The organism is Maribellus sediminis, from assembly GCF_011799805.1.
GTDB lineage: Bacteria > Bacteroidota > Bacteroidia > Bacteroidales > Prolixibacteraceae > Draconibacterium > Draconibacterium sediminis_A.
This window is the reverse complement of the sequence record NZ_WXUB01000003.1, coordinates 442,908-463,147: the sequence shown is the minus strand read 5'-3', so window position 1 is coordinate 463,147 and position 20,240 is coordinate 442,908. Positions and strand designations below refer to the sequence as shown.

At 43.1% G+C, this 20,240-nt stretch carries 13 protein-coding genes; 10 read left to right on the top strand and 3 right to left on the bottom strand.

Annotation, left to right across the window (positions count from 1 at the left end; translation table 11 throughout):
• The first annotated feature begins 111 nt into the window (after nucleotides 1-111).
• The 6 genes from HFD85_RS13830 (at nucleotide 112) to HFD85_RS13805 (ending at nucleotide 10,049) form a co-directional block, all read left to right on the top strand.
• Nucleotides 112-3,486, top strand: a complete 3,375-nt coding sequence (locus HFD85_RS13830; RefSeq protein WP_167610842.1) for a SusC/RagA family TonB-linked outer membrane protein — start codon at nucleotides 112-114, stop codon at nucleotides 3,484-3,486.
• A gap of 18 nt (nucleotides 3,487-3,504) precedes the next feature.
• Nucleotides 3,505-4,893 carry a RagB/SusD family nutrient uptake outer membrane protein gene (locus HFD85_RS13825; RefSeq protein WP_167610839.1) on the top strand — a complete coding sequence of 463 codons (1,389 nt, stop codon included), beginning with the start codon at nucleotides 3,505-3,507 and terminating at the stop codon, nucleotides 4,891-4,893.
• Nucleotides 4,894-4,901: 8 nt separating this feature from the next.
• Nucleotides 4,902-5,729, top strand: coding sequence for a DUF4843 domain-containing protein (locus tag HFD85_RS13820; protein ID WP_167610836.1), 828 nt, complete (start codon nucleotides 4,902-4,904; stop codon nucleotides 5,727-5,729).
• Between the two features lie 30 nt (nucleotides 5,730-5,759).
• On the top strand, nucleotides 5,760-7,283 hold the full coding sequence (locus HFD85_RS13815) for a PKD-like family lipoprotein (protein ID WP_167610833.1): 1,524 nt from the start codon (nucleotides 5,760-5,762) through the stop codon (nucleotides 7,281-7,283).
• A 65-nt stretch (nucleotides 7,284-7,348) separates the two neighbouring features.
• Nucleotides 7,349-8,740: a TlpA family protein disulfide reductase gene (locus tag HFD85_RS13810; RefSeq protein WP_167610830.1), complete on the top strand. Its 1,392-nt coding sequence runs from the start codon at nucleotides 7,349-7,351 to the stop codon at nucleotides 8,738-8,740.
• Between the two features lie 55 nt (nucleotides 8,741-8,795).
• Complete coding sequence (locus HFD85_RS13805) at nucleotides 8,796-10,049, top strand: retropepsin-like aspartic protease (protein WP_167610827.1); 1,254 nt, start codon at nucleotides 8,796-8,798, stop codon at nucleotides 10,047-10,049.
• A 65-nt stretch (nucleotides 10,050-10,114) separates the two neighbouring features.
• Here the strand turns inward: HFD85_RS13805 and HFD85_RS13800 are convergent, their stop codons facing one another.
• The 3 genes from HFD85_RS13800 to HFD85_RS13790 form a co-directional block, all read right to left on the bottom strand.
• A complete protein-coding gene (locus HFD85_RS13800) occupies nucleotides 10,115-10,621 on the bottom strand; it encodes a glycosyl-4,4'-diaponeurosporenoate acyltransferase CrtO family protein (RefSeq protein WP_167610824.1) in 507 nt (168 codons plus the stop codon).
• Between the two features lie 274 nt (nucleotides 10,622-10,895).
• Nucleotides 10,896-12,119, bottom strand: coding sequence for a glycoside hydrolase family protein (locus HFD85_RS13795; RefSeq protein WP_167610821.1), 1,224 nt, complete (start codon nucleotides 12,117-12,119; stop codon nucleotides 10,896-10,898).
• 12 nt (nucleotides 12,120-12,131) lie between these two features.
• Nucleotides 12,132-13,448: a BNR-4 repeat-containing protein gene (locus tag HFD85_RS13790; protein ID WP_167610818.1), complete on the bottom strand. Its 1,317-nt coding sequence runs from the start codon at nucleotides 13,446-13,448 to the stop codon at nucleotides 12,132-12,134.
• Nucleotides 13,449-13,936: 488 nt separating this feature from the next.
• Between HFD85_RS13790 and ileS the strand changes: the two genes are divergently transcribed.
• From ileS to cysS, 4 genes are all read left to right on the top strand, one after another.
• Nucleotides 13,937-17,371, top strand: coding sequence for an isoleucine--tRNA ligase (ileS, locus tag HFD85_RS13785; RefSeq protein WP_167610815.1), 3,435 nt, complete (start codon nucleotides 13,937-13,939; stop codon nucleotides 17,369-17,371).
• 89 nt (nucleotides 17,372-17,460) lie between these two features.
• Nucleotides 17,461-17,838 (top strand): TraR/DksA family transcriptional regulator, encoded by a 378-nt coding sequence (locus tag HFD85_RS13780; protein WP_167610812.1) that lies wholly within the window; start codon nucleotides 17,461-17,463, stop codon nucleotides 17,836-17,838.
• Between the two features lie 82 nt (nucleotides 17,839-17,920).
• Complete coding sequence (locus HFD85_RS13775) at nucleotides 17,921-18,592, top strand: lipoprotein signal peptidase (protein ID WP_167610809.1); 672 nt, start codon at nucleotides 17,921-17,923, stop codon at nucleotides 18,590-18,592.
• A gap of 81 nt (nucleotides 18,593-18,673) precedes the next feature.
• The gene (gene cysS / locus HFD85_RS13770; protein ID WP_167610806.1) at nucleotides 18,674-20,149 is read left to right on the top strand and encodes a cysteine--tRNA ligase; all 1,476 of its coding nucleotides are present in this window, start codon (nucleotides 18,674-18,676) and stop codon (nucleotides 20,147-20,149) included.
• Nucleotides 20,150-20,240 lie beyond the last annotated feature (91 nt).

Sequence of the window (20,240 nt, the reverse complement as noted above, 5' to 3'; positions counted from 1 at the left end):
GATTCATTATTCTAAACGACTCTGTACCGATAAAATCAATCGGTGGTAACATCCAACTTATTTAGCAACAAAAAAATAGTAAGGTTTGAAATCAAATTATTGCATTATTATATGAATCAACATACTAAATCGATACATGCTCTTAGTAAAGCGTTAAGTGTCTTTCTCTTTTACAGGAAGAAAGGCGTATTGACACTGCTCTTATTTTTTAGTTTCCTTTTTACAGCAATAGCACAGCAAAGTTTTTCTCTTAGTTACGAGAATGCAACGGTGAAGGAAGTGTTGCAAGAGCTAAGAACTAAAGGCGAGATATCATTTGTTTATGAGGAGGACCTCGTCAGTAAGGCACCCAAAGTGAGCTTTACAGTTAAGAACGCTTCACTTACACAAGTGCTCGATAGTTGTTTCACAGGGACAAACATTGGATACGAGATTAAGGACGGGACAGTAGTTATAAAGATGAAGGAAACCCCCAGGCAAGTGCAACAAAAAAAAATACTTGGCCGTGTTCTCGATGAGAATGACCTTCCAATGCCGGGAGTAACCATTGGTTTTCAGAAAGAAGGCCAGGCAAGCTTTATGGTAGGAACAACAACGAATATCGATGGTAATTATTCCATCACTGTTCCCGATGTTCCCGGGAAACTGTTTTTCTCGTTTATTGGTTACAAAACACAGTCGGTAGATGTGCTTGGCAAAAACCTGTTGAATGTAACCATGGAAGTGGATGTAACCGATATTGAAGAGGTAGTGGTTACCGGGATTTTTACCCGCAAAACTGAATCGTATACAGGAGCATCAAACACGGTTAAAGGCGACGAATTGCAACAGTTTGGAAACCGAAGTGTACTTACCAGTCTTCAAAACCTGGAACCCTCTTTCAATATCCTCGAAAATAATAACTGGGGGTCGGATCCCAATAGGTTGCCTGATATTCAGATCCGTGGTTCTTCGAGTATTCCGAATGTGAATGAATTGTACGACGAAGCCAATGCCAACCTGAATACTCCGCTAGTTATCCTCGATGGATTCGAGTCGAACATGCGTGTTTTGCAGGATATGAACGAAAATGATATTGAATCAATCACCATTCTGAAAGATGCTTCTGCTACTGCAATTTACGGATCGAGAGGAGCCAACGGCGTAGTGGTGGTTACCAGTAAACAACCCGAGGCGGGCGATTTACGGGTTACCTGGCGAAGCGATTTAACCCTCGAGGTTCCCGACCTCACACAGTATGATGTATTGAATGCCCGGGAAAAGCTTGATCTCGAATACAAAGTTGGATTGTACGATAGCGAAAATGCCGGCAAGGATTTGATTCTTAAACGCTATTATAACCAGATTCTGTCGGAGGTGAACCGCGGTGTTGATACCTATTGGTTATCGAAACCTTTGCGCACCGGAGTTGGCCACAAGCATAACATCCGACTCGAAGGTGGCGACCAGCGATTCCGCTATGCCGGTTCGGTGCAATACAACAACATCGAAGGTGCCATGAAAGGATCTTCACGCGACATCATGAACGGAAGTATAAAGCTGGCTTACATTTACGAGAAGTTCCGCTTTTCGAATAACCTCATGATCGGAATCACCAAGGTAGAAAACAGTCCGTACGGCAATTTTTCTGATTATGTGAAAATGAATCCCTACTGGTCGGGGTACGATGAGGATGGCAACGTTTTAAAACAGTTGGGTTATTATGGCGACAAAGATTATTTCGAAAGATGGAATAAATTGCCCACCAATCCCTTGTACAATGCAACCTTGAATACTTTTGATACGAACGAGAATACCAGCATTACCAACAATACTTCGGTGGAGTGGAACCTTACACACGATCTGAAACTACGAGGAAGTCTGGGGATTACGAAACAAAACAGCTCTTCCGATGTATTTAAACCTGCCGATCACACCGATTTTGCAAACTACTCGGAGGCCGATGCATTTCGAAAGGGATCATATGCCTATGGTACAGGCGCCAGTTTAAGGTACGACGGCAGTTTGAACCTGAGTTACAACAGTGTAATCAACAATAAGCATTATATTTTTGGTGGTGCCGATTACAATGTTCGCGCCAGCAATACAACGAATTACGGATTTAAGGCAGAAGGATTCAGTAGCCAACGTATCGATTTTCTGGGAACTGCGCTTCAATACGCCGAAGGCGGTTCGCCCACAGGTTCCGAGAGCGTAAGCCGCTCAATCGGATTAACTGCAAATGCCAACTACATGTACGATGCAAAGTATATTATCGATGCATCGATTCGTTACGACGGCTCTTCACAATTCGGTTCCGACAAACGTTTTGCAACCTTTTGGGCAATTGGTCTTGGATGGAACATGCATGATGAAGCATTTATGGAAGGAAGCTTTATCGACCGTTTAAAACTCCGGGCTTCGATCGGAACCAACGGTTCGCAGAATTTCAATTCATACCAGGCACTTTCAACCTACAGGTACTACACCGACGACCGCTATTACAATTGGACAGGTGCCTACCTTGCTTCTCTTGGAAATACCGATCTGAAATGGCAGCAGAAATTGAATCATAACGTGGGATTCGAGTCTGCCTTTCTTGATTCGCGCCTGCTTTTTCAGCTCGATATGTACCTCGACAAAACAAACGACCTGATCTCTTCAGTCGACCTGCCTGCATCAAACGGTTTTAACAGCTACGTTGCCAACATTGGTAAGGTAGAAAACAGGGGATTCGAATTGTTGTTAAATACCTATATCATTAAAAATTATCAGGAGGGATTAACCTGGAATATTTCGGTTTCAAGTATTCACAACAAGAACACGATTCTCGAAATTTCGGAAGCATTAAAAGAAGCACAGGAGGACCTGGAAAGTGCTGCAACTACAAATCCTAATAAGTTATTCCGCGAGGGATATTCCATTAATACCATTTGGGTGGTACGTTCGCTGGGTATCGATCCCAGTACCGGTAAAGAAATTTATGTACGCAAAAACGGCGAAAAAACATTTATCTGGAGTGCAGCCGATTTGATCGACGGTGGTAACAGCGAGCCTAAGTACCGGGGGAACATCAATTCAACTCTTCGTTATAAAAAACTAACAGTGAATATGTCGTTTGGCTACCGACTGGGCGGGCAATCCTATAACAACACGCTTATTGACAAGGTTGAAAATGCCAACTTCAGGTACAATGTTGATTCGCGGGTTTACGACGACCGCTGGCAGGAACCAGGTGACGAAGCTGCATTTAAAGGCTTGATGGTTAACACAACAACGTTCAAATCGACCCGCTTCGTACAAAACGAGAATACGCTGACTTTTAATAACCTCAACCTGAGGTATGATTTTAGCTCTTCCGAATTTCTGAAAAGCAAAGGCATTCAGAATTTTATGCTTACCGCTAATACTTCGAACCTGTTCTACATTTCTACAGTAAAACAGGAGCGGGGAATCAATTACCCGTTTGCAAGGAATTTCTCGTTGGGGCTTTCGGTTATTTTCTAATCCACAAATTAATTACGAATGAAAAGAATAACAACATATATCAGCGGTTTAATTCTGGTTTTCGCCTTAAGTTCGTGTAACGATTGGCTGACAGTATATCCTGAAACGGAGGTGCCGCATAACGTACTGCTTGTTGACGAGGCCGGTTTTGTAGATGCCATGACCGGCGTTTACGTGCAAATGAAATCAACATCGGCTTACGGGTTGAATCTCACCATGACTTCGCTCGAATACCTGGTGTCGTCGTGGGATGTTACTTCGCAATCGGCGGAAAGCTACATCGGCACTTTCGATTACAAAAATGACAAGGTGAAACCCGTATTCACCGGCATTTATTCGCAGGAGTATAAAGTAATTGCAGGTATAAACTCCATTTTGGGGGCTATTGACGAGCAAAAGGAAAATTTTGTTACCAAAGGCATGTACGAGCAGATTAAAGGTGAATGTCTCGGACTGCGTGCGTATATCCATTTTGATGTATTGCGTCTTTTTGGCCCTGTTCCTACACAAGCCGGCAACGAAAATATTTTACCTTATGTAACCGTCTTAAGCAAAGATGTCAATCCGCATATTACGTTCAGCGAATTTAAAATCCTGCTTGAGAAAGATATGGAAGAAGCAGAAAATCTGCTTGCCGTTGCTGAAGAATATGGAAACTACGCCGGTTACGAAAGCATTCGAATGAGTCATCAGGCTTTAAAAGCCTTAAAAGCACGGGCACATCTTTGGTTTGGCGAAACATCGGAAGCGTATGAACTGGCTACAGAAATTATCGGATCAACCGACCTTGAGCTGGGAACATCTGCCAATATGAGTGAAGCTAATTACCCGCTTACCGTAGAACACATATTTGGTATGCACGAATACAACCTGCGTAATCGCTATAACAATAATTTTGGAAACCGAACACTTAAAAAAGGATCATCCTCATCGCAGGTGAACATTGAATTGTATGGCAATACAGGAACCGATATCCGCGAAGCCAATTTATGGGAGTTAAGCACCGGAGACAACGGAGCTCAGGGCTACATTCTAAAAAAATATAAAGTATCGGCATCGGCAACATCCAATGCATTTAGTTCAGATTACCGACGAATTCCACTGATCCGGTTAAGCGAAATGTACCTGATTGCAGCAGAAACAGCTCCGTCAGTAGCTGAAGCTAAGGTTTACTGGTCGACCTTTAAAACAAGCCGCAACCTGGCAAATGATGATGTTCCAGAAGATCACACCCAATTTGTTAAGGAAATAGTAAAAGAATACCGCCGCGAGTTTTTTGGCGAAGGACAAGCATTTTATGCCTATAAACGATTAAATGTAGGAAAAGAAGATTTTCTGTGGCTCCCTGCCAACACCTTAATCAACTACGTGGTACCATTACCCGATTCAGAAATCTCTTATAACTAATTGAAGAAATGAAACAGCTAAAAATAGTTCTGATGGTTCAGGTTTTTTGGAGGCAATATGCGCATGTTAGTCGAACTAATCTGATTGCTTTTATTGGCCTTTTTTCCTTATTAACGGCCTGCGAGGATGACTATCTTTTTTACGATCGCAGTAATACACTCATTCAGTTCGGCCCCGAACCCGGTCAAATTTATAATTCATCGTTTAACCTGGCAGATACAATTAAGACCTATTCTTTTGTGTACGAAGGCTCATCGGTGATGAGGGATACAGTTTATTTCGATTTATATGCTTTGGGCGGGCCGGTTGATGCAGACAGGACTTTTGCCATAAAGCAGGTAATGGTCAACAATGAACCGAACGCAGAAGCCGGGAAACATTACCTTGGTTTTGATGATCCTGAAGTTGCAGGTCTTTATACCATCAAAGCCGGTGAGGTTCACCTGAGTTTGCCACTTGTATTGTTGCGCGATGAGTCGCTCAGGAGTGGCACTTACGTTCTTAAAATTGAACTGGAAGACGACGAAAATTTCAGGATCGGCGATCCCGACCTTATATGGCGAAAGTTATATTTTTCCGATCAGTTGATTCGTCCTACACTTTGGAGCATATTCGAAGAGTACTCTTTTGGAAAGTACAGTGAGGTAAAACACCGGTTTATGATTGACGTAACCGGCGAGAAATGGGACGACGAGTTTTTCTCCGCGCTTTATTCTGATTATTCATACCTGTTGTATTGGAGAGCGACTATGGTGACTGAACTCTCGCAATATAACTCTGCACATCCGAATGATCCTCTGCGCGATGAGAATGGCGAATTAGTGACTTTCCCTTAATTCTATTTTCTGAAAACAAAAAAAGACTAAATGAAAAAGCTGATATATTTATTGCTGCCAATCCTGTTCCTTCTTCCTTCGTGCTACGAAGATCTGGGGAACTATGATTACGACGATGCAGAAGTAATCTCTGTGGAAGGAATTGCTTCATCCTACAGCAAAGTTTCAACCATCGACCGGCTGGTCATCGATCCGCAGGTTGGTTCTACTGATCCTGACGCGCGGTTCGAATATTTCTGGGGTATTTATGAAGCAAATACAAGCGGTTATTTTCCAACATTTGATACGCTCACTCATAATAAGGAACTGGATTATCTGGTTGTTCAGGACGCAGGTAACTGGGAACTGGTTTTTGGAGCAAAGAATTTGAACACCGGTTTAACCAAACTGATCAGTTCAGAACTAACAGTAACCACTGAGTTCACGAGGGGATGGTACGTGCTGAAAGACGATGGAGAAAATTCGGATATCGATCAGTTTCTCACTCCTGATACCATTATCCCGAGCCAGGTTGCAGAGAACGTTTTTAGTGCGATTAACGGACGTAAGCTGCAGGGAAAAGCCAAGCAGTTTGCATTCTTAAACAATTACAGAACATTTGTACATAATTCTTCTATTGCTACTTATACACGTACACTTTTTGCTTTAAGCGAAAACGACATGTCGGCCATTTATATCGACAACTTTAAACAGATCCGCGGTTTTAATGAAATCTTCTTTCAATCGCCTGCGGTTCGCGATTTGGGGGTATTAACCGTTGGAGCTTCTACCATTTCAGATTATATCATCAACGACGGTAAATTGCATTATTTGTATACCATGACAGCAAATTCGGGAATTTTTGGCGCAGGGGTTTTAAAAAATGAAAACGCTGAAGATTACCACCTGTCGCAATATACCGTAGGAACATTCTCTCAACTGCTGTTTTACGATGAGTTGTCTTGCACTTTTCTGACACATCCAACAGCAGGGACCACTATGTTGAAAGTGAAGATGAATGGTAATTCCCAAATGCCGGCTGAGAACATAAACAAAGAGCTGCTCTTTATGTCGGAACGTAACAGGAGTTCTTCGGTGGCATTATTTAGAGATCGTACTGACCCTAACCTGATGATCCTTTCGAGCATTTCGGGATCTGAGTCGAACCTGAATGTTCAAAATGATACCATTGCGTCCGGCGAGATGTTGCAGAAGGCAGGTATTGTAACAGCTAATAAGGACGAGGCAATGATCTATTTTTCGGTGAACAGCGAAGTGTGGTCACGGAACCTGGCTAACGGCAACGAACAAAAGCAGTTTTCGTTTCCGGCAGGTGAAGAAATCAGCTTTATTCGCCACTTGAAATATACGCCTTCAAGCGATCCGTCTTTCAACTTCAATTATGTGGTGGTTGCCACAACAACAGGCGATGGTTACAAGATCTACTGTTTCCAGAAGTCTTCAGGAAACCTCGCTGCCGAACCTGACTTTACAATGGAAGGCTCGGGAAAAGTTGGCGCTGTCCTTTATATTTCACCCAAAGTAGGTTACAATACATACAGTTACGGTTATTAAAAACACAAATCATAAATGCATGGAGTCATCGCCGGCAGGCGAACCTTCACAACAAAATAAATAATATGATGAAATCTAAATCAAGTTTGCTATTGGCCGTTTTTGCCGGTCTTGTTCTGTTTTTTTACTCAGCTTGTTCAGTACAAAACGACAGTAATATTGCTATAGTCCACGGCACATGGGAGGAAGCGAATGAAGAAAAAGTATCGCTTTTTAGTATTACTCACGGACGTCTTGAAGAAGTGGCCACATTTAATGTTGGTGAAGATCGCGAATTCTCACTCGCGGTTCCGGTTAAATCCGAAACTTTTTATGTGGTTGGAATCGGAAATGCAATGGCTCATCCGATAAAATTTGTTGTTTACCTCAAGCCGGGCGATCAGGTAAATATGGCGGTTAACAATTTCACGTATTCATTGGTGGGCGAGAATACGCCGGAAAACAAGGAGCTTGAAAAATGGCACAACTTCATGTCTCCACTTGAGCAAAAATCATTCTATTCGATATTTTCACGAGACATTAGTACGTATGTCGACTTTTTTCCTTTGCTGGATGAAAAAGTGGAAGAACTGGAAACCTTGAAATTTGGATCGTCGGGTAATCCGGTTTTTGAACAGGCTTTTGCCGAGTTCCGTAAAATTGATTTTATGGCCAATGCAGTTGGTTACAACTACATGCCTCGTACTGCGCATCCCGAAAGTGAAGATTATCCCGAATATTACCGAAATATAAATATGGACGAAATTACCAGCGACTGCCGTTTATTGGCTTATCCGTTTGGCAAGAGTTTGCTTTCGCAATTGTTCCATTTTTCTCAGGTTTTACAGGAAGGAAAACTGACCAGAGACTATGCTAAATGGATCAAAAACGACACCTTGATCGGAGAAATGAGTCTCAGCCAGTTGGGGCAGTTAAAATCATACGGAGCTTTAATAAAGTTTGAAGACGAATTTGGTAAATATATTTTAACCGATGACCAGAAAAAACGCCTTAATGAGGTACGAATAAAACTGGCTCAGGAAAATAAGGAAGGTCAACCGGCTGTTGACTTTACTTACCCCGACATCAACGGGAAACAAGTCTCGCTTTCCGACTTTAAAGGAAAGGTTGTGCTTATCGATGTATGGGCTACCTGGTGCGGGCCGTGTAAAGCACAGATTCCTGCACTAAAAAAGCTTGAAGCTGATTATCACAGCAACGATCTGGTGGTAATGAGTATTTCCATCGATGAGGAAAAAGACGAACAGAAGTGGAAAGACTTTGTAAAGACAGAAGATCTGAAAGGTGTTCAATTATACGCCGGAGGCTGGAAAAGCGAAATTGTAAAGTATTACAATATAAAAGGCATTCCGCGTTTTATGCTCATCGACAAAAAAGGTAACCTGGTATCGGTTGATGCGCCGCGGCCTTCAACTCCTGATTTGCGCAAACTTATTGACGCCGAATTAAAAAAATAATTGAAAGATAAGGCTGTCAGCATTTGGCAGCCTTTTTTATTTAAATATCGAAAATATGTACCGATCTTTTTCCATCCTTTCCCTTTTATTCTTTTCGCTGTTCATTTCTTGTGCGCAACAGGAAGCTCCGAAAGTTGATTCGCAGTTGATCTTAAGATTCGAATCGGCACTCATTCAGCGTGATACTTCGTTGATCAATGCTAACCTGTCTGCTGATTTTTCAATTTCCACATACAGTCAGCCTGGTGCTGGCCAAATGTTGCAGTCTATCGTTTCACGAGCTTCAGCTGTAAGCAGGATCGAACTTGCTGATGAGGAATTGGAAACGCTCGAAGATGGAAAAACGTTGGCGCGAATCAACTACTTTTTCGAAAAAGGAGATTCGGTTACCGGAAGTGCTTTAGTCTTCGATAAAGCAGGTAAAATCGCGTATGTCGATTATTTCGACAGTTTGTACCAAATGGATCGTTACCAGCCTTCAACGCTGGTTCAGGAGCTTCCTTTCGAGTTTATCGACGGAAAGATCATAGTGTCGCTTCGCCTGAATGAAAGTGACCGGCCGCTTCGCTTTTTATTCGATACAGGTTCCGACGGATTGGCCATTAACAATGAACTGGCCGACTCGCTTGGTTTGTCTGTAGCCCGCAGGCAATCGGCTATGATGGTGGGAGGAAATCTGAATATTGGCATTTCTTCGGGCAATACCATTCATTTAGGTGAAAATGCCATTCTTAAAAACCGGAATATTGCGCTTATGAACTACCGGAACCAGGAAACTGATGGAATTCTGGGAATGACACTTGGGCGCGATTATATTGTTATGGTTGATTTCGACAAACACGTGCTGAAACTCTATTCGCCGGGGAAATTTGAATACGATGAAAGCTGGATGCTCGTTCCGGTTCGTTCAACAGGAGTTGCGCTTGTCCCTTCAACTTTGGTTCTTACGGAAAAACAAACCGTTAGCGGAAACTTTATTTTTGATACCGGCGCTAATTTCAGCCTGGTGTGTTTCGAGAATTTTGTTCGGAAAAACCGCTTGCTGGTTGGTGGTTGGAAATATGAAAGTGTTGGAAACATGGCCGGTATAGGCCATAGCACGACGGTGTATCACGGCAAAGCGAAGTCTTTTGCTTTGGGCGACAATCTTATTCAGAAGGACGAAATGCCGGTTACTTTGCAGGCTTCAAACGGCAAAAGCAACTGGGATCCGGAAGAAGCAGGGTCACTCGGAATTGAATTTATTCAGAACTATAATTTGGTGATCAACCTGGTGGACAAGGTAATCGCTTTCGGTGATCGCAACTGATTCATTCAAAAATTTAAACGCATAAGAAGGCTCGGTGAATTCCCGGGCCTTTTTGTTTTACAAAATCAATCAGTTGCAAGTCTGCTTTGTACTTTGTCAATTCTTAGCCGATGATAACGCTGCAATATAACCGGATAGAAATTACCAATTACATTAATAAGAGTCAGAAAAGCTACCAATAAAAACATACCTTTTGCCAGAAGCAGAAACGATACCAAAGCAATGGAGACAAAACTGGCAAAATGCCCGAACTCTGATTGCTTTGATTGATGGATAAAATTTTGAAGTCCTTTTCGGGTGCCATCGAAATACTTTTTGCGGTTCTTTTTCCGACCCCAAAAGAAAATAAGCAAAGCTTTTCTGAATAGATCAACTCCAAGAATTCGGTAGGCTTTTTTTAGTATCCCCGGATTTTTCAATGTATAAAAGCTACGCGGAAATATTTGACTTGTTGGCCACGCAAATCCCACAATGGCAAAAACTCCGGTGATAAACATACTCAGTAAAAAGGCCAGCAAGAATTGCTCGCCGACTGTATACTCCGAACTTCCGGATACCACTAACGTTTTCACGAGTTCTACTGAACGGTACAGCAGAAAAAGCGAGAATAACGGAAACACTATTTTTTTCAGAGTTTTCAAAATGTTGTAAGAGTAACAGGAGAGGGCGCTAAAAAGTTGGGGACAAAGTTGAATCAGCACATTCCGGGGTTACTACAATATCTATTTCACGAAACGGGACGATGATTTGGAAATTGGTCGGAGAACTGATTTCTGCCTTAAAAACGAAACAAGCCGGCTCTGACAATTTGCAGAACCGGCTTGTTTCGTTCACTAGAAATATTGCTTAATTTTCGAGTTTCTTGTACCTCGCCAGTGCCTCTAAAAAGTAATAATCGGCGTAATTCAATGGCACATCAATTTCGGAATGCGAAGGAATATTTCCTACACTGTGATCCAATACGAAGAAAGGATTATTGACGGGATCGGCTTTGTAGGAATTGCCCAGGCTGAAAAGAATTTGTTCAGCAGCTTTGCTCCATTTTTCTCCGTTTGTTTTGCTCAGTTTGCTCAAATCGAACAAGGCCGAAGAAGTAATGGCGGCAGCCGATGCATCTCTCCACGGTTGTTCCAGTTTTGGCAGTTTATCCAGCCACGACGGAACATAAGCGGGATCATTCACATGGTAATCCCAAAGCGGCACCATGTCTTCGGGCAGGTTGGGGTGCTGCAGCATGTAATCCGCAATTGCTTCTGCCTGATTCAGGAAACGTTCGTCGCCGGTTTCGCGGTAACACAGCGTAAAACCGTATAATCCCCAGGCTTGTCCGCGGGCCCATGCCGATTCGTGCGAGTAGCCCTGGTGCGTATATTTGCCCCTTACTTCGCCTGTAATTGTGTCGTAATCCACCACGTGGTAACTGCTAAAATCATCCCTGAAATGGTTTTTCATGGTTGTTTCGGCGTGGGTAATGGCAATGTTACGGTACTGCTCGTTACCCGAAAGTTTGGAGGCTTCGAACAGTAAATCGAGGTTCATCATATTATCGATGATCACCGGGAACTGCCACCTGTTTCCATCTTTGGTTCCGCCGCCGTTCCACGATTTAATAGTCTTGGTAACTTCGCTGTAGCGGGTGCATAACGACTCGGCACCGTTAATAAGCACCTGTTTGTACGCAGCGTTATCGGTTAATCGTAAGCCATTGCCAAAACTGCAATTCAACATAAAACCCACATCGTGGTTGTCGGTGTAATATTGAATGGGTTCCAACCATACGGTTGTTCGTTCGGCCTCGTTGTGCCAGTGTTCATTACCACTTAATTCGTACAAATACCATAAACTACCGGAGAAAAAACCACTGGTCCAGTCGTAAATTCCTGTGGATCCCAGTTGTCCGTCTTTTTTTATCGATCGTGGCAAACGCCCGTCTTCAGGTATTGCTTTCAGTGCATTTTCGAGCTGAACTTCGGCAAAATCAACATTCGCAGTGATAAAATCCTGCTTCTTATCCGAACACCCGAACAGTGCTAAAACGAGAGCCAGTCCTGTTATAAACTTTAATTTCATGGTTGTTTGTATTTACTTTTTATCCACAAAATAATCAATCTTCGTATCGAAATTAGTATAGTGTATATACTTCTTGTTCACCATCCAAAGTACCACCGGCACATCTCCTTTCTTCATGTTTTTGGGAACTACGGGCCGTACATTGTCATATTCCGAATTTTGAGTAATGGGGGTCACTTTCCAGCTTTTTCCCATATTTTTTGTTTCACGTTTTTCAATTTCAAAGGTGCCGTTCACATTGCGCGACAGGTAAATGATTTCGGGATTTAACGGATTAAACGACATGCCGGCCGAATAATGTGGCTCCGGTTCCGTTTTTCCTTCCTGTGTTTGCGGAAACCATTTTCCGGAATTGCAAATTTCGTTGTCCACCCAGGTCTTTCCGTCGTAAATGGCGTAATGGTACAAATGCTGTGTTTCTTCCGGGTAGCGGGCGTACAATACCACGGGTCGTCCTTTTTTGTCTTGCGCGATATCGTAAATCCAGGCCCGTCCGTTTTCTTCTGTTGCCTGGTAAACAACCGAAGCATCTTTTGGCTCGAATGGAATATCCTTCATGTCGCATATTTTTGTTCCATCGGCTTTCCAAAATGCGCCCTTTTCGTAACAGGCATAATAAACCGAATTGAGCGGTTCGTTACGCGGGTGACCATCGGTAAAAAGGATGTGGATCTTTGATTTACCGTCAGAAAAATAGCAAACATACGGACGGTTATTGCCATCGTAAGGAATATTGGTGATAAAAACCTTACTTTTTAGAAACGACTCCCCGTTATCATCCGACCAGGTGATATTTGGTTTGTAGCCCGTCCAGCGCCCGAAGCAGTAAATGCGGTTATTTTCCTCTGAAAGCGCAACCGGATTGGCATAAGTTACCCGCTTGTACGGATAGTTTTTAAGTTCTTCCTCGTCGTAAATATCGTGCTCAACGGTTTCGCCAAATCCCTTTGAAACGGCTTCGGCTTCCAGGCGGTTGACACGTACTTTATGGTCGTAATGTTTGGCACAAAAAAGCAATACATCTTTGTTGGCCAGTTCAACAAAAGCCGGGTTGGCATGGTCGTCCTTCTCAAGTTCCGGAGTTATGGTTTGTGTTTGAATCTCCCCGGTTTTGTAGTTTAAAATACCTGACTGCAGAGAACCATTTTTTGTGATCCAGCCGGTGACAATTGCCGAATTACCGTTGTGTGTGTAAATGGCACGTGGTCCTGAAAACCAGCACCAGGCACCATCGTCGCTTAAGGTTTGTATGTTGTTTTGCGCACCGGCAGCACTAAAAAATAGTACCAGCACGATTATGGCGAATGCTTTTAGTTTTATAGTATTCATTTGTATTGAGATTTAATAATGGATTAATTCGAAATTTTCAGTACCCAGGCATTTTCGCATGGTGGATTTTTACATGGCAAAGCCATTGTAATTTTTCGTAATACAAAAATGATAACAATACCTCTGCGGTAATCTCGTCTTTTTGAGTTCATAGCTTTGTCTGTTACTTTTTAATAAAATTAATAACTGCACAAAAATAGAAGGATAGTTCAATTATCCTGTACTGTGCTGATATTATTTAATTAATTACTTAAAGTTTAATCCCATAAGTAGTATAAATCATTGCGAAACCATGCTCTAACGTTGCGGTTGAGTGCAAACAAACCGATTATCAATTCTGGTTTACATTTGCAATTCGGGGATATGTAAACTGAAGCGATTTGCTTAAAGACCATCAATTTTCATTAAACCTATTTTTGAGCGCTACCCCTAAAAAAATTTCTATATTTGCATATTTTTTAAAATCAGCAGATTAGGAAAGAAATCTTATGAGTAATAAGTTCAAGGAATACAAAGGATTAGATTTATCGCAGATCAATAAGGATGTGCTGGAGCGTTGGGAAAAAGATGACACTTTCCACAAGAGTATTTCTACCCGTGAAGGGCACGAAACATTTGTATTTTACGAAGGTCCGCCATCGGCCAACGGGATGCCCGGCATCCACCACGTAATGGCGCGCGCCATAAAAGATATATTCTGTCGCTACAAAACCATGCAGGGATTTCGTGTTCACCGTAAAGCCGGTTGGGACACACACGGTTTGCCCGTGGAACTCGGTGTGGAAAAGGCGCTTGGAATTACCAAAGACGATATTGGCAAGAAGATTTCGGTAGAAGAATACAGCCAGGCCTGTAAAACCGAGGTGATGAAATACACCCGCGAATGGGAGGAACTCACCCGAAAAATGGGCTACTGGGTAAACATGGACGATCCGTATATTACATACGATAACCGTTACATTGAAACTGTTTGGTGGTTGCTGAAGCAGATCTACAACAAGGGTTTGCTGTACAAAGGTTACACCATTCAGCCCTACTCGCCGGCTGCCGGAACCGGTTTGAGCTCGCACGAGCTGAACCAGCCGGGTTGCTACCGCGATGTTAAAGATACCACGGCCATTGCGCAGTTTAAAGCTATCCGCAACGAGCGTTCAGCGTTTTTATTCGATGGGTTGGATACTGATTTGTATTTCCTGGCCTGGACAACTACGCCCTGGACATTGCCATCGAACACCGCACTTTGTGTGGGCCCGAACATTCGTTATGTGAAGGTGCGTTCGTTTAATCCGTACACCGGCGATCCTGTTACGCTGATACTTGCAAAAGACCTGTTCCCGGTTTATTTCAGCGCAAAAAATGCTGAACTGGCACTGGAAGACTACAATCCGGGCGATAAAAATCTTCCTTACAAAGTTCTTGCTGAATATAGTGGCGAGGAACTGAAAGGTGTTCAGTACGAGCAGCTGATCGACTGGGTGAAACCCGAAGGAAAAGCTTTTGAAGTGATCACCGGCGATTTTGTGACCATCGAGGATGGTACCGGAATCGTTCACATTGCACCAACATTTGGCGCCGACGATGATCGTGTGGCCAAACAACACGGCATTTCTCCACTTATTGTAGTGGATACCGACGGTAAAAACCAGGCACTGGTTGATCGAAAAGGTCGTTTTTACCCGACCATCGATCTCGATCCAGCATTTGTTGAAAAATATGTGAATGTTGAAAGCTATCACGAATTTGCTGGTCGTTCGGTGAAAAACGAATACGACGACAAGCTCGATGATGATGCCTCAACCGTTGATATCGATATCTCGGTGATGCTGAAACAGCAAAACAAAGCATTCAAAATTGAAAAGCACGTGCACAGCTACCCGCACTGCTGGCGTACTGATAAACCTGTACTTTATTATCCGCTCGACTCGTGGTTTATTAAGTCGACCGCGGTAAAAGATAAAATGGTGGAGCTGAACAAAACCATCAACTGGAAACCGGTATCAACCGGAACCGGCCGTTTTGGTAACTGGCTCGAAAACCTGGTTGACTGGAACCTCAGCCGTTCGCGTTTCTGGGGAACTCCGCTGCCGATCTGGCGCACCGAAGATGCTTCTGAAGAGATTTGCATTGGTTCGGTAGAAGAACTGATGAACGAAATACAAAAATCGGTTGATGCCGGATTTATGGCTAAGAATCCGTTTGAAGGATTTGTTACCGGTGATAATTCAAGTGAGAATTACGATAAAATCGACCTGCACAAATCGCATGTCGATGGAATTGTACTGGTTTCGCCAAAAGGACAGAAGATGTTCCGCGAAACCGACCTGATCGACGTTTGGTTCGATTCGGGTGCCATGCCATTTGCACAGCGTCACTATCCGTTTGAATGGAAGGAAAACTTTAAGGATGTTTTCCCGGCCGACTTTATTGCGGAAGGCGTTGACCAAACGCGTGGCTGGTTCTTTACCTTGCATGCAATTGCTACAATGATCGGTGAATCGGTAGCATTCAAAAATATTATTTCGAACGGGCTGGTGCTCGACAAAAACGGCGTGAAAATGTCGAAACGTCTGGGCAATGCAGTCGATCCGTTCGAAACCATCGAAACATACGGTTCCGATCCGCTGCGCTGGTACATGATCACCAACGCACAGCCTTGGGACAACCTGAAATTCGATATTGCAGGTGTTGAGGAAGTAAAACGCAAGTTCTTCGGAACACTTTACAATACGTACAGTTTCTTCTCGCTTTATGCCAATGTCGACGGCTTTAAATATGCCGAAGAAGAAATCCCGGTTTCAGAACGTCCGGAAATGGACCGTTGGGTAATTTCGTTGTTGAACTCGCTGATAAAAGAAGTGGGCGAGAGCTACGAGAATTACGAGCCAACCCGCGCCGGTCGTGCTATCTCGGAGTTTGTTACCGAAAATCTGAGTAACTGGTTTGTGCGCTTGAGCCGTAAACGTTACTGGGGTGGCGAATACTCACAGGATAAAATTTCGGCCTACCAAACACTTTATACCTGTTTGGTAAATGTGGCCAAACTGATGGCGCCGATCGCGCCGTTTTATGCCGATCAGCTGTTCGACGACCTGAATAAAGTAACCGGAAAAGAAGACGATCAAAGTGTTCACCTGGTTGATTTCCCCGCTTTTAATGAGGCTTTGATTGACAAAGATCTGGAAGAGAAAATGGATATCGCTCAGCGTGCTTCATCCATGATCCTGGCACTGCGTCGTAAAGAAAAACTGAAAGTGCGTCAGCCGCTGGCCAAAATTATGGTGCCCGTGTTGAATCCGCATTTCAAAGAACAGTTCGAAGCGGTTTCAAACATCATTTTAGCGGAAGTAAACGTGAAAGAGGTTGAATTCCTCACCGATACTGCCGGTGTGATCAAGAAGAAGATCAAACCAAATTTCAAGACGCTGGGGCCGAAATACGGTAAAATGATGAAACAAATCGCTGCAGCGGTTAACCAGTTCGATCAGTCGGCAATTACAGCTTTTGAAAATGCAGGGGAATACGAAATTGCTGCAGGAGATGAAAAGATCGTGATTAGCCTGGAAGATGTAGAAATTCAAACTGAAGATATTCCAGGCTGGACAGTGGCTACTGAAGGTCATATGACGATTGCGCTGGATATAAATGTTACAGAGGATTTGAAGGAAGAAGGTATTGCACGCGAATTCATTAACAAGATTCAAAACCTCAGAAAAGAGAGCAATTTTGAAGTAACTGACCGTATCAGATTGAAGATTGAAAAACATGATGCTTTTAATACGGCGTTAGAGAACCACAAAGAATATATTTGCGTACAAACGCTTGCAGATGAGCTAACCCTTGTAGATATGGTTGATCCTGCTATAGCTAAGGAAGTAGAAATAGACAAGGATGTGGTGGCTAAGATTGAAATAGAAAAGATATAGTAAGAATTAAAAGAAGCCGAAGAAAATATGGTTTTTTTGATTACTTTAGGGGCTTCTTGAAAAACAGGAATGAACTAAAATCCTAGGCTATGGGAGATAAAAACAGATATTCGGATGAGGAGTTGATGGAATTTAAAGCGATCATCTTAAAGAAGCTTGAGAAAGCTCAGGAAGATTATGCGTTGTATAAAAATTCGATCACTCAGGGCGATGGAAATGATATTTCAGACACTTCGCCAACATTTAAGGTACTGGAAGAAGGAGCTGCCACGCTTTCGAAAGAAGAGGCCGGTAAATTGGCGCAACGTCAGCAAAAGTTTATTCAGCATTTGCAAGCCGCATTGGTTCGCATCGAGAATAAAACTTATGGCATTTGCCGAGAAACCGGAAAGTTAATTTCTAAAGAAAGACTGCGTGCTGTGCCACATGCCACCCTTTGTATCGATGCAAAAATGGGACAAAAATAGGTAGAAGAAAAACATTTGATTTGCTCTTCGAAACCTTCATAAAATGGATTTTCGGAGAGCATTTTTATTTTAAGAACTTGTTATGTCGCGTACTGTTAAATCGCTGTTAATCATCTTTCTCATATTGCTTGTCGACCAGGTATTAAAGATCTGGATTAAAACACATCTGTCTATTGGCGACGAAATTGTGGTTGCCAAAGACTGGTTCATCCTGCATTTTGTTGAAAACAACGGGATGGCTTTTGGCTTCGAATTCGCCGGAGAATACGGGAAAATGTTCCTGAGCGTCTTTCGTATTGCAGCCGTTATAGCCATTGGCTGGTACCTGTTCAAACTTACCCGCCAGAAACAGATTCCCTTTGGATTTATTGTTTGTATCTCGTTGATCTTTGCCGGTGCCATTGGCAACATTATCGACAGTTTATTTTACGGCATAATTTTTAATCACAGTTACGGGCAGGTAGCTACACTTTTCCCCGAAGGCGGCGGTTATTCCAGCTTTCTTCACGGACGGGTGGTCGATATGTTCTACTTCCCGCTAATCGAAGGCCGTTATCCCGAGTGGATACCTAAAGTCGGTGGAAATCCGTTTATTTTCTTCCGTCCGGTATTTAATATTGCCGACTCGGCTATCACTGTTGGTATATTCTCCATCCTGATTTTTTACCGGAAATACTTTAACAAGGCTGAAGAAAGTCAGGAAGAAGTTAGCGGAGAGGAAAAGCCTGCAGCCGAAAATGAAACACCGGCTTAATCGAATCGGGAATTTCAACAGATTTTATAAAAATCCCTCATTTATCTTACCTTTGCAGCATTATATCGAAGGAATAAAACGATGGAAAATCAGCTATTTATTTACAATACACTAAGTCGAAAAAAGGAGGCCTTTAAACCTTTGGTTCCCGGAAAAGTGGGATTGTATGTTTGCGGTCCTACCGTTTACAGTAATTCGCACCTGGGGCACGCCCGCCCGTTTATTACCTTCGATTTGTTATACCGTTACCTCACTTTCCTTGGCTATAAAGTACGCTACGTACGCAACATCACCGATGTTGGTCACCTTGAAGATGAGGTGGAAGGAACCGGCGAAGACCGGATCACAAAAAAGGCTCGCCTGGAACAAATCGAGCCGATGGAAGTGGTGCAGAAGTACATGAATACCTTTCACCGCAACATGGACGATCTGAATGTAACTCCGCCAAGCATTGAGCCGCGGGCTTCGGGTCACATCATCGAACAGATTCAGGTGATCAAGGATATTCAGAAAAATGGATATGCTTACGAGGCAAACGGTTCTATTTATTTCGATGTTGAGAAATACAATCAGAAATACAAATACGGAATTCTTTCGGGAAGAAATCTCGACGATATAAAAACCAACACCCGCCAGCTGGACGGACAGAGTGAGAAGAAAAATTCGTTCGACTTTGCTCTGTGGAAAAAAGCGGCACCGGAGCATATTATGCGCTGGCCATCACCCTGGAGTGACGGTTTTCCGGGCTGGCACCTGGAATGTTCGGCCATGAGCACCAAATATTTGGGTGAAAAATTCGATATTCACGGGGGCGGAATGGACCTTACTTTCCCGCATCATGAGTGCGAGATTGCGCAAAATACTGCCAGTCGTGGCGAAGAATCGGTGCAATACTGGATGCACAACAACATGATCACCATCAACGGGCAGAAAATGGCTCGTTCGCTGGGTAATTTCATTACACTCGATGAGTTGTTCACCGGGAAGCACGAAATCCTGGAGCAGGCTTATTCTCCAATGACCATTCGCTTTTTTATACTTCAGGCGCATTACCGCAGTACCATCGATTTCTCGAATGAAGCACTGCAGGCCTCTGAGAAAGGACTTGAGCGTTTAATGGCGGCTGTGAAAACGCTGGCAGAATTGAAAGCTTCGGAGCAATCGACCGTTGATTTAGCCGGACTGGAAGAAAAATGTTACGCCGCGCTGAGCGACGATTTGAACAGCCCGATTGCCATTGCCCATCTTTTCGATGGGGTTAAAATGATTAACTCGATTAAAGCCGGAACTGAAAGTATTTCGGCCACCGATTTGGAGGAGCTGCGTAAATTTTACCACACCATCGTTTTCGATGTGTTAGGCTTGAAAGAAGAGCAGGCTTCGGCAGGTGGCGACAACCATATTTTGGCAGAAACCTTAGAATTGCTGATCAACCTGCGACGAGATGCCAAAGCCAACAAAGACTGGGCAACAGCTGATAAAATCCGCGACGAACTCAACGAAATTGGTATCGAACTAAAAGATACCAAAGACGGGGTGGAGTGGAGCCTCAAGTGATTGTAGATTTAGAATGATGATTAACGATTGATGAAGTAAATCTGAAATCAAGAATCGTTAATCGACATTCATCATTCAAATACTTTAAACA

Excerpts from the sequence above, each read along its gene's own strand:
- HFD85_RS13830 (WP_167610842.1), top strand. The coding sequence starts at position 112 with ATGAATCAACATACTAAATCGATACATGCTCTTAGTAAAGCGTTAAGT.
- HFD85_RS13825 (WP_167610839.1), top strand. The coding sequence starts at position 3,505 with ATGAAAAGAATAACAACATATATCAGCGGTTTAATTCTGGTTTTCGCC.
- HFD85_RS13820 (WP_167610836.1), top strand. The coding sequence starts at position 4,902 with ATGAAACAGCTAAAAATAGTTCTGATGGTTCAGGTTTTTTGGAGGCAA.
- HFD85_RS13815 (WP_167610833.1), top strand. The coding sequence starts at position 5,760 with ATGAAAAAGCTGATATATTTATTGCTGCCAATCCTGTTCCTTCTTCCT.
- HFD85_RS13810 (WP_167610830.1), top strand. The coding sequence starts at position 7,349 with ATGATGAAATCTAAATCAAGTTTGCTATTGGCCGTTTTTGCCGGTCTT.
- HFD85_RS13805 (WP_167610827.1), top strand. The coding sequence starts at position 8,796 with ATGTACCGATCTTTTTCCATCCTTTCCCTTTTATTCTTTTCGCTGTTC.
- HFD85_RS13795 (WP_167610821.1), bottom strand. The coding sequence starts at position 12,119 with ATGAAATTAAAGTTTATAACAGGACTGGCTCTCGTTTTAGCACTGTTC.
- HFD85_RS13790 (WP_167610818.1), bottom strand. The coding sequence starts at position 13,448 with ATGAATACTATAAAACTAAAAGCATTCGCCATAATCGTGCTGGTACTA.
- ileS (WP_167610815.1), top strand. The coding sequence starts at position 13,937 with ATGAGTAATAAGTTCAAGGAATACAAAGGATTAGATTTATCGCAGATC.
- HFD85_RS13780 (WP_167610812.1), top strand. The coding sequence starts at position 17,461 with ATGGGAGATAAAAACAGATATTCGGATGAGGAGTTGATGGAATTTAAA.
- HFD85_RS13775 (WP_167610809.1), top strand. The coding sequence starts at position 17,921 with ATGTCGCGTACTGTTAAATCGCTGTTAATCATCTTTCTCATATTGCTT.
- cysS (WP_167610806.1), top strand. The coding sequence starts at position 18,674 with ATGGAAAATCAGCTATTTATTTACAATACACTAAGTCGAAAAAAGGAG.